Origin of the sequence: Haloplanus sp., assembly GCF_028275055.1 — an archaeon.
Classification (GTDB): Archaea; Halobacteriota; Halobacteria; order Halobacteriales; family Haloferacaceae; genus Haloplanus.
Window position 1 is genome coordinate 1 of the sequence record NZ_JAQCNJ010000070.1, and the last position, 9,638, is coordinate 9,638.

General features: G+C 64.5%; 10 protein-coding genes and 1 tRNA gene. 7 read left to right on the top strand and 4 right to left on the bottom strand.

Going from position 1 to position 9,638, the window contains the following annotated elements:
- Positions 1-49: 49 nt before the first annotated feature.
- The 4 genes from Q0925_RS09025 (at position 50) to Q0925_RS09040 (ending at position 4,097) form a co-directional block, all read left to right on the top strand.
- Positions 50-122: transfer RNA gene (locus tag Q0925_RS09025), tRNA-Pro, on the top strand.
- A 376-nt stretch (positions 123-498) separates the two neighbouring features.
- On the top strand, positions 499-795 hold the full coding sequence (locus Q0925_RS09030; RefSeq protein ID WP_299334420.1) for a hypothetical protein: 297 nt from the start codon (positions 499-501) through the stop codon (positions 793-795).
- A 737-nt stretch (positions 796-1,532) separates the two neighbouring features.
- Positions 1,533-2,012, top strand: coding sequence for a hypothetical protein (locus Q0925_RS09035; protein ID WP_299334423.1), 480 nt, complete (start codon positions 1,533-1,535; stop codon positions 2,010-2,012).
- Between the two features lie 1,611 nt (positions 2,013-3,623).
- Positions 3,624-4,097 carry a hypothetical protein gene (locus Q0925_RS09040; RefSeq protein ID WP_299334426.1) on the top strand — a complete coding sequence of 158 codons (474 nt, stop codon included), beginning with the start codon at positions 3,624-3,626 and terminating at the stop codon, positions 4,095-4,097.
- Positions 4,098-4,245: 148 nt separating this feature from the next.
- Here Q0925_RS09040 and Q0925_RS09045 read toward each other — a convergent pair whose 3' ends face one another.
- The gene (locus Q0925_RS09045) at positions 4,246-4,605 is read right to left on the bottom strand and encodes a hypothetical protein (protein WP_299334429.1); all 360 of its coding nucleotides are present in this window, start codon (positions 4,603-4,605) and stop codon (positions 4,246-4,248) included.
- 38 nt (positions 4,606-4,643) lie between these two features.
- Positions 4,644-5,396: a DUF429 domain-containing protein gene (locus tag Q0925_RS09050; protein WP_299334432.1), complete on the bottom strand. Its 753-nt coding sequence runs from the start codon at positions 5,394-5,396 to the stop codon at positions 4,644-4,646.
- A gap of 478 nt (positions 5,397-5,874) precedes the next feature.
- On the opposite strand from Q0925_RS09050, the gene Q0925_RS09055 reads away from it, so the two are divergent.
- Positions 5,875-6,069, top strand: coding sequence for a cold-shock protein (locus Q0925_RS09055; protein ID WP_049935367.1), 195 nt, complete (start codon positions 5,875-5,877; stop codon positions 6,067-6,069).
- 150 nt (positions 6,070-6,219) lie between these two features.
- A complete protein-coding gene (locus Q0925_RS09060) occupies positions 6,220-7,809 on the top strand; it encodes a hypothetical protein (protein ID WP_299334441.1) in 1,590 nt (529 codons plus the stop codon).
- A gap of 304 nt (positions 7,810-8,113) precedes the next feature.
- Here the strand turns inward: Q0925_RS09060 and Q0925_RS09065 are convergent, their stop codons facing one another.
- The gene (locus Q0925_RS09065) at positions 8,114-8,350 is read right to left on the bottom strand and encodes a hypothetical protein (RefSeq protein ID WP_299334444.1); all 237 of its coding nucleotides are present in this window, start codon (positions 8,348-8,350) and stop codon (positions 8,114-8,116) included.
- Positions 8,351-9,175 (bottom strand): M48 family metallopeptidase, encoded by an 825-nt coding sequence (locus Q0925_RS09070; RefSeq protein WP_349254405.1) that lies wholly within the window; start codon positions 9,173-9,175, stop codon positions 8,351-8,353. It lies immediately after the preceding gene.
- A 112-nt stretch (positions 9,176-9,287) separates the two neighbouring features.
- On the opposite strand from Q0925_RS09070, the gene Q0925_RS09075 reads away from it, so the two are divergent.
- Positions 9,288-9,623 (top strand): DUF7518 family protein, encoded by a 336-nt coding sequence (locus tag Q0925_RS09075; protein WP_299334447.1) that lies wholly within the window; start codon positions 9,288-9,290, stop codon positions 9,621-9,623.
- Positions 9,624-9,638: the final 15 nt, after the last annotated feature.

Sequence of the window (9,638 nt, forward strand, 5' to 3'; positions counted from 1 at the left end):
CCCTGCCGAACGAAATCCTTTAGCGGACGCGAGGCGGACTCGTATCTGTGGGACCGTGGGTTAGCTTGGTATACTTCGGGCCTTGGGTGCCCGTGACCCCGGTTCGAATCCGGGCGGTCCCATCCAGTTATAAAGGATTCAGCCCCTGAACCGTTCTCTGCGACCACCCCGATAGGTTGTCTCATCGGATGGAACCGGACTCGCAGAGCCACCCTCCCGGGTTATCGGGGAACGCGCTTCCAATCTCAGACGCCCCTGTTTGCCTCGAGTATGGGTTTCAAAGTAGAACCCTCCGCACCGACCGGAGGGCGGTAATCGCGTCCGTCCTTTTTATCGGTCACGACGGGGTAGTTCGTGGCGGAAGCGATGAATCGGCTGCCGAATCGTGTGCCGCCACCGGGCGGGTGACAGTCGCAAAAACGTCGCCGCCACACCGGCGGACCGATGACGCAGGGAGTCGGCGAGTCACTTACGTATCTGATAGACGTTGGTCGGGGCATGAAGCGACCAAATCGAGCGGTGGTCGCGGGGTACGGAATGGCGGCGCTCGGCATTGTTACAATGATGCAGTACTCCGGTAGCATAGTCACAGCTCAGTTGCTGTTGACAAACGCGGGGGTCGCTTCGGCGGCGATGGTGATTCTTGGCGGTCTCCTGATAGCGCTCGGCATCGCAGTCGCTACCCATCCGGATGAGATGCACCGCGGCACCGACCGGGCGCCGAACTGGATGATCGGTTCGGCCGTGTTCGAAACGGTCGCGCTCACAGCCGTGATCGGTTCGGGACTGCTCTGATTGCCACCGCTACGGCGTCGGTGCAGGTCCTCGACACAGGCGTCCGCTATGTCGACGATCCGACCGTTTGTACACACCGTTGAAGACGGACAGAACCACAGGAGTGCGAACCCGTCGGTGACAACCGTAGTGCGCGGCCCCGGAACGTCACGCAGTTCCCACGCCGCTACGAACACCCCGAGCAGAACGGGTCGGACCCGCGAGCAGTGGCGCGGTTCGCACGTGCAGAGACGCGTAGAGGCTGCAGAGGCACGAAACGCGCTTGCGGCCAAATCCTCGGGCTTGCGATTCTGCTCGGAGTCGTTGTATCAGGTGCCAGTGGAGTGTCCGAACTAGCCGAGGGACTGTCGGAGGACTGACCGAGGCGACCGGCGGAGTCAGGGATGTAAACGACCGGTGGGAGTTATGCACCACGGATCCGGTACCACCGCATGAATTTGTCGCAACCGATAGACCGGTCCAGATCAACGGCGATATCCGCTCTCAGTCGGGTGAGACCGTTGTCTCACCAACCCACAGTCTACCACCGCATATCAACAACCTCATACGACTGTGTCTAACGGTGAAACACCGTTTGAGAATTTAACACGTCTCACGTGTATCTATGAACAAGCCCCGCCATGCCCCCGGAGAATCCCTCCCGACGAACCTCGGTCGGACAATCCCACCGAACTTCATCGTCACGTTCCCCTATCGACCCAGAAACCACCTCCTCTACATCGGAATCAGTGTCGCCCATGGGCCGCCTACGCCTGTGGTTCTCGTCGCACCCACCACATCTCAGAGCCTTACTGGCGACGACGGCAACGGTCTTGGCTCTCACCGCCACGCCGGTCGTGATTTTCGGCATGTTCGTTGCCTTGGGCGGGGAGACGCTACTACTGGAGATCGGGTCGGCGATTCTACTCGGAACCGTTCTCTTCGCCGTCGGCTTGGCAACGATCGTGCTTGCACACGTTCACACCGGGTTCCGCGATTACAACGAACACAGGTCGAAAGGTATCGTTCGTGTTGGCACCCGGATTCTGGAGGCGGTGACGGTTTCGGGTCTTGTTCTCGGGTTGTTTGCCGCGTTTCTCTCGGTTGCACTGCTTGGGTCGGTTCCGACGGTGGTGTGGGTGGTTCTCGGTGGCACCACGATTCTGTTGCCGCTGACCGTTATCGCCCACGCGACCGTGTTCTTCGGGACAACGATACTGGTCCTTTCGGAACGGTGAAAAGACATCTGTGTGCGAGACGTAGCGACACCCACCGACCGCCTCGGACGCCGAACTCTGCGGTCGATTTCACATCAGTCAGTACAACTGTTGGCTTGAGGAAGACACGCTGGTTCAGTCAATACGAGGCGAAGCGAAAGTAGTGCTGCACCACCGCTGATAGACTCCACAATCACAAGCCCTACTCACGGGGACCACTCCGATCCGTGACGAGCGGTACGGAACCGACACCGATGACTCCACGCCCGAGCACAACGACCGCATCCAACCGGCCGTGTCCCGATTCCTCGAGCGGTGACTTGCTTCGAGAAAGCCACCGGTCTGATGGGTGTGTCCGTTGTTTAGGGTATCGCCACCGACCGTGAGCAGTTGTTGAGCGGCTGAGAACTCCACCGGTAGCGATCGGCGGTACCAACGAGCCCGGCCCCAAGCAAACAGAGACCGTGGTGAACCACCTCAGGAGGTGAGCGACACCGCCCCCGCCGAGACGATTATATCCGTCCCACCCGAGCCACGGCCGTGTCTCCGACCACCGATCCCTGCCTGCTCCCGTGGGACCTCCGCCCGGTCAACACCATCGGTGCGGACGGCAACGTGACGGCTGGAACGGGATCGACCGCGGGCAAGGCCTCCCGCCGAGCGTCGCCGTCGCGCCGCAGTCGACGACGTAGGGGCCGTCACCAGTCCCGACTCTCGCCCACGGACCCGGCTTCTGTCCGAAGGGGACCCCGAGAGAGCGTTCCTCCGAGGAGACAGTCGGAGGCGTTTTTGTGGGGTGGGGCACGAGGGACGGGCGACCGAACACGCCGGCGACGGTGACGCGGTAGCGGTCCGTTCTTCTTGAGATGATGACGCGGTCGTCGGTGGGTGTGGCGTACAGAAACACCGTTTCGGCCCGTGCGAGCGTCCCGGTCGGCGAAACAACAACGACAACCTTCGGCTCCGGCTCCGAGCCGTGACAGCCGTGTCGTCCCGCCCCGGGACCGATGGCGATACACGTGTTCCCGACAATGGCGTCGGGAGCCCACCACCGCAGTCTCAGCACCGACTTCGATTGCGGTCCGGAGATTCACCCTGACCGTGCTCACTAGCGGGCGTTTTTTCCAGTACCGAGAACGGTAGTCGGCGGAATCACGACCGATAACAAGATTCAAAGGGTGATTGAAGAAAACCACCGGCGTCCTTGTATCGGAAGCTGCATTCTCAATGACAGCAAAACAAAGTACACTGATTATAGATGAATGACAGGGGAGAGAGGCAGATGAAACGTCAGTGTGAGGGCTACTGTGGCGGAATAATAGAACGGGGAGAAGCACGGATCACCCCCGACGGGTATCGAATGTGTCCGGACTGTTGGCGTCGTGCGATGAACAACCAGAATCCCAGATTCGAGTAGTTACCAAACCACACCACACGTCAACACCGTAGAACTCGACCCGCGTTACGGCGCTGTCAAAGAACCGATAGACCTGTTGTAAGCCCCCGGCGTCTCCAACACGACCACGCCTGTTGACCGAGATGTCGTCATTGTCTCTCACGGGCGCGCGATGTGACGCGTGCTCGGCGGCGGGGACTGACAGGTATAAGACCGACTCGTCCGACTGACCCGACATGGAGCCACTCACGACACACGGGCTGTTTGCGGTTCCGCTTCGGTTCGCCGCGGGCGTCGTCGCCGCGGTTCTGGCGACGCTGGCGATGGATGGGGTGATGGCGAAACTTCCGGAGGGCACGACCCCACCGTCGATAGCCGCCGGTGTCCTCACCGACCGGCCACCGGGTGAGGCCCCCGACCGCCTCGCGGCAGTCGTCCACTATCTCGCCGGATCGCTGACCGGACCGTTGTTCGTCTGGCTGTTGTTCGTGGGTGAGGGCGTCTCGGGCGGAGCGTCGGCCGTGGCCACCTTCGTGACGGCCGTTGTCCTCTACGGCTTGATGGTGGGCTTTTTCACCGTTGTCGTTCTCCCACGGTCGCGCGTCTCCGCCGACCGCGTCGGTACCATCCGGCGGGACTGGGCCGTCGCCGCCGCCGCGTATCTGGTCGTGCTGATACCCCTCGTGGCCGGCGCGTCCCGCCTGCTCTGACCGCCGGCGGGTCCCGTGGTCCCGTGGTGTGCTAGCCCGCGCCGGTGGCCGCCGGACGTACCACGGGTCGCCGCTCTGCCCGGCCCTGCCCCGCCCGGCCATGACGGTGGCGCCGCGTTCGCCGACGTGGTCGCCGATGATACGGGGCTTACGCGTCGAGGGGGTCGAGTACCCGTTCCAGCCGGTCGTCCGACTCGAACCGCGACACGAGCGTCGCGGGGTCGTAGTCCAGATGGTACGCCGGGCGTCCCTTCCCGACCGGCGAGCGGTCATTCGTCTCTGCGGTGTCGACGAGACCGGCCGCCTCGAGTTCGTTGAGCGCGCGCGTTACCTCGGCCTCCGAGACGCTTCCCAACACGTCCGCCTCGACTGCGTCGGCCTGTTCGTCGCAGACGCGGGCGACCCGCCCGGCGTGGGCAGGCGTCTCGTCGCGCATCGAGAGGGACCCGACGCCGATCAGGGTGAGTCGCTGCACGAGCGTCGTCGAGTCGAGTGAGCCGTCGGCCATACCACGGACTCGGTCCGCCGACCACAAAATCGTACCCCTCACTCCGGGTTGTCGAGAAGCGGGGTTTCGGCCCGGTACACCATCCGCATGGGGAGGCCCGCCGAATCCAGTTCGGGATCGGACGGAAGCGTCCACAGGTCGTCGGGACTTGGACGAGCCGTGTACGCGAGCACAACGGCGTCGAGAACGTCGTCGACGCCGACGTCCTCGCCGCCGGTCGCCTCCGCCACGGACTGGACGACCGGTGGCGCGTCGCGGTCGAACTCGGCGAGTGTCCGCATCCGCTCGGCGTAGCCCGCAGCCGTCCGCTTCGAGTAGGACAACGGCTCGCCCGCAAAGGCTCGAAAGCACACCTCCGGGTGGGCTTCGGCGATCACGTCCTGTGCCTCGGACAGTTTCTGCAGTAGGTTGTCGACGGCGGCGATGTCGTCGCTGATGGCGAACGCCTGTTTGGTCAGGCTCCTGTCGGTCTTGCGTTCGTTGACCCGTTTTGCCGCAGGGTAGCGTCGTTTTCGTGTTGCCTCCCGCACCGGCGGCGTAAACACGGCGCGACTGCGCGGTCCCAACACCTCCCGGGCCAGACTGTCACAAGCCCGCCCGCCGGACCCGTCTTCGACGAGTCCAATAGGCACATCGAGTAGGATCCGGTCGGCACGGTCCTCGTACTCCAACCAGAGGTCGCCGACCTCCGCAAAGACCGTCGCGTGGTCAAACCCCTCGGCATCGAACGCGACGGCGACCCACGAACCCGACGCAACGTCCGCGCCAACGTAGAGGGGAGTGTCGGTCATTACACGTTGTCAGGCGGCACGAGTAAAAAAATCGCCGTTCACCACGATGGGCGGAGGCGTCGGCCGGGACTGTGTCGGCGGAGTCGACACACGGATCCGTACCGCCCCGACGCGCCGTTGTCGACGCCGAACCCAACGGGGCACACGGGTAGCACCCGGAGGCGTGCGGGATCCGTCTCGGCCGTTTCATCCACTCCACAATGAACGAGACATCCGAGGACCGGGCGTCCGTCGCCGCCCGCCGGACGCTGCCGCCGACGGTGGTGACCGTGTTCCGGCGTCCGTGACACGTCCCCGCCGAGATGGCTCCGGGCTGTCGGCCGTGGCGTCCGGGTTCGCGTCCCCAACGACACCCGAGTCCCACCTCCGGACCGACAGCCGCCAACGAACGCTTCGGTTTCGCGACGTTGTGAGCGCGTGTCGTGTGCCGCCTACTCACGGAAGTCTTATGACTTGAGGGGGCGTCCGGGAGAATGCAATGGCAACTGGTACGGTTGATTTCTTCAACGACACTGGCGGTTACGGCTTTATCGAGACTGAGGACGCGGACGACGACGTGTTCTTCCACATGGAGGACGTGGGCGGCCCGGACCTCGAAGAGGGACAGGAACTCGAATTCGAAATTGAGGACTCTCCCAAGGGTCCGCGCGCGACGAACGTCGTTCGCCTGTAAGGCCCGCCTTCCGGCGACGCGTTCTCGACGTCCACACTTTTTACACCGAACTTCACGGACCAGCGACGGTCTCCGGGTTCTCATCGCTGAGAACCCGAACCACATGTTGAAATCCCCCGGCCGTCACACACCGACGAGGCACACCGCTCCATGGGATCGACAGCCGCCAGAATCGCACTCGCCACACTCGTCGCCATGGCCACCTTGTTCGGCGCACCCGGCACGCTCGGCGGGTTCGGCGGCACGGCGGTCGGGCAGACCCCCCCCGACATCACCGTCGCGGTCGACGGATCGGTGGTCGGCGACGGTAACGACACGCTGGTCGAATCCGATCCGACCGTCGACGTCTCGGTTGCATCCGATGAGCGGATCTCGCTCGTCTCCGTCCGCGTCGACGGGACGACTCACAGCCGGTACACGCCAAACGCAACGACGTTCGAGGAGTCCGTCGACCTCGATCTCCGGAGCGGCGACCACGCTCTCGACGTTGTCGTCGAATCCGACGGCACGACGACCACACATTCGATCACGGTGACAAAGGATGCACAGCGGCCGTACGTCCGCTACACCTCCCCGTTCGAAACCGATCGGTACGCGCCGCCGCCGGAGACGGTGACGGTGAACTCCTCACGCATCTCGCTTGCGGGCAACTTCAGCGACGTGATCGGTGTCTCGCACCTCCGGATCCTCCGCACCACGCCGTATCGGGTCGGGACGGCGAATCGGACCGACCGTCAGGTGTACGAGCAGTCGGACCTCAACGGCTCTTTCGAGCAGTCGATCTTTCTCGGTGTCGGCGACAACACCATCACGGCACGGTACTACGACGAACTGGGACACGTTCGCGTCCACCGGCTCAACGTCACCGTTGAGGACACCGCGCCGCCGACGCTGTCGGAGCTGTCGGCGATTCGTCGGTCGCCCTCGGAGCTTCGGCTCCGTGGCCGAGCGACCGATAACGGACAGATCCGAAGCGTCACGGTCCGTCCCGAGGACACCTCCGACGCGGCGTATCTGGTCGATCCGTCGCTGAACCGTCCCGACCCCGAACGGCGGTCGGTCGAGTTCGGGACGAACGTCTCCCTCCACCCCGGCGTCACGTCCATCGTCGTCACCGCCACCGACACGGAGGGTAACTCGGTTGAACGAACCGTCAGCGTCCGACGGAACGTCGCTCCGGAACTCCACCTCGCCCCCGACACGACCCGATTCGAGAACGAGAGTTCGGTCGTCGTCTTTGGACGGGCGACCGACGGCGAGGTGACCGGCGCGACGGTCGAGACGGTCGATCCGGCGTCGGGCGAGGTGATCGACATCGTGTCGCTTCACGACGGCGCGGTCACCACCGAACTTCGCTTCGACCGTCGCCTTGACCCCCCTGATGGTCGAAACGTAACTGTCCGGCTCCGCGTAACCGACTCCTCCGGAACGGAACACGTCACCTCGCTCGATCGGACACTGGCGGCCGAAACGTCGACGCCGACGGCCACACCGACGCCGACCGCGACCACGACCCCCGCAGCCACGTCGTCGACCCCGTCGCCCGCGACGACTCCCGCCCCCACCGACGACTCGGGGGTGACCGTCCCGTTGATCGGTGTGACGATTCCCGTTCCGTCGGTTCTCGGTGCGTCGGTGTCGTTGCCGGTTCCGGTCGTCGGTCCGGTCGAACTTCCGCTGCTTCCGGCCGCTGCCGTCGTGATCGTCGGCCTCGGGGCTGTGGGTCGGGCCCGTGGCTGACCCCCGACCGAGTGGATGCTGTGTCGCCATGATAGCCGTCCGACGAGCCTACCACTCTATGGGCGCGCCAACACGACGGTATGATCCCTGACGACGACCCCGCTCGGCGGCACACCTCGTCCTCACGAGCGCGCACACGGCCCCGACACCGCCGACCGGTGACCGGTTGCGGCCGCCGTTCGGCAGGGATGGCCACGCTCCCGTCCGAGACCGGTCGTCGTGGGCCGACGCCGATGGTTCCGGTCATCGGACCGTTTCGACGACCCACCGGTGGACCGTTGTACCAACCCGTGGGAGTCGTTGCCTACGCGAGCACGACGTAGCCGAAGTAACAACCGGCCGCGAGACATCCGATGCCGATAGCCTGCACCAGCCGTCGTCGGCGCGCCGGTGCCGTTCCGTCCGTGCCGTACTCGCCCCGCCTGTCGTGGGGCCGACGGCCGGCGGTGTGGACGCGGACGACGGCACCGGGCGCGACGAGGCAGATGACACCGATCAGGACGCCAAGGCCTGCCGCCAGTAGCGTCCGAACGTCGGTCATCTACGCCCGCAGGCGTTCGATCCGTTTCTCGACCGGCGGGTGCGTGGCGAACAGGCGGGCGAGGCCGCTCCCGTCGCCGAAGATACACAGCGCGTTCACCTGATCGTCGAGTTCGCTGTCGCGGCGCTCGGCACCACGACTGATCTTCTTTAGAGCGCGTGCGAGTGGCTCGCCGCTCCCGATTTCCTCGGCTGCGTCGGCGTCGGCGATGTACTCGCGGTACCGTGAGATGGCGAAGACGAACACCATCACGAGCATCTGTGTGATCTGACCGACGACGATGGCGAGAAAGAAGTCCGCGATGTCGTTGTCGCCGCTCAGGAGAACGGCCCACTGGGCGACGATAGCGACGATGGAAGCGACGCCCTGTCCGAGAACCATCATCACCACGTCGCGGTTGCGGATGTGTGCGAGTTCGTGGGCCAACACGCCCTCGACCTCGTCGGGTTGGAGCGTCCGCAGGAGTTCCTTGCTCACGACAACCGTCCCGGCCCCCTTTCGCCCGACTGCGAATGCGTTGGGGATGCCCATCTCGGCGATCATGAGCCGTGGCTTGTCGATACCCATGTCTCTGGAGAGCGATTCGACACGACGGTGTAGCTCCCGGTACTCGTTTTCGGGGAGCTCCTCGGCGCCGACGCTCCGGAGCGCCATCCACTTGCCGAGTTTGTACTGGACGCCGACAAAGGCGATGCTCCCGACGATCACGAGCGGCCACACGCCGGTTCCGAACATCGCCATCACGATGACTGCCGCAACCGCGTAGAACGCGAACAGGAGCGAGCCGACAATAGCCATTCTGGCGTTGAGTCCGACGTGACGCATGGGTGAATTTCGGGTCTCCCCGCACTAAACCCCGGTGGTTCGGATCGCCCGGCGGCGAGAGACAGGGAGCGTCTGACGTAATTTTATACGTTCGGGACCGCCTCGTAGGAGCATGAGCAACAGGGTGGAGGAACTCGAATCGCAGATCGCGGAACTACAAGCCGCCGTCGACGGTCTCACCGAGGAACTCGTCGAAACGCGGGAGCGACTGCGCAAACTCGAAGCCCACGAGGGTGTCGACAACACCCGCACACCGGAGCGTCGGGAGTCCTCCGGGACGACCACCCCCGACCCGTCCGGCGAGGGTGCCGAGTCGGTGTCGTCCGACCCGGACGCCGAAGCCAGCACCGACACAGGGGCCGACACCAACACCGACACCGACGCCGCGGCCGAGACGGAGGGCGGGGACGACTCCGACTCGGACCGCAACGACATCATCAACGCCTGACCGGGGCCCCGCCCC

What these genes read in the sequence shown, in the direction of transcription:
- Q0925_RS09030 (WP_299334420.1), top strand. Translation starts at nt 499, where the DNA reads ATGAAGCGACCAAATCGAGCGGTGGTCGCGGGGTACGGAATGGCGGCG.
- Q0925_RS09035 (WP_299334423.1), top strand. Translation starts at nt 1,533, where the DNA reads ATGGGCCGCCTACGCCTGTGGTTCTCGTCGCACCCACCACATCTCAGA.
- Q0925_RS09040 (WP_299334426.1), top strand. Translation starts at nt 3,624, where the DNA reads ATGGAGCCACTCACGACACACGGGCTGTTTGCGGTTCCGCTTCGGTTC.
- Q0925_RS09045 (WP_299334429.1), bottom strand. Translation starts at nt 4,605, where the DNA reads ATGGCCGACGGCTCACTCGACTCGACGACGCTCGTGCAGCGACTCACC.
- Q0925_RS09050 (WP_299334432.1), bottom strand. Translation starts at nt 5,396, where the DNA reads ATGACCGACACTCCCCTCTACGTTGGCGCGGACGTTGCGTCGGGTTCG.
- Q0925_RS09055 (WP_049935367.1), top strand. Translation starts at nt 5,875, where the DNA reads ATGGCAACTGGTACGGTTGATTTCTTCAACGACACTGGCGGTTACGGC.
- Q0925_RS09060 (WP_299334441.1), top strand. Translation starts at nt 6,220, where the DNA reads ATGGGATCGACAGCCGCCAGAATCGCACTCGCCACACTCGTCGCCATG.
- Q0925_RS09065 (WP_299334444.1), bottom strand. Translation starts at nt 8,350, where the DNA reads ATGACCGACGTTCGGACGCTACTGGCGGCAGGCCTTGGCGTCCTGATC.
- Q0925_RS09070 (WP_349254405.1), bottom strand. Translation starts at nt 9,175, where the DNA reads ATGCGTCACGTCGGACTCAACGCCAGAATGGCTATTGTCGGCTCGCTC.
- Q0925_RS09075 (WP_299334447.1), top strand. Translation starts at nt 9,288, where the DNA reads ATGAGCAACAGGGTGGAGGAACTCGAATCGCAGATCGCGGAACTACAA.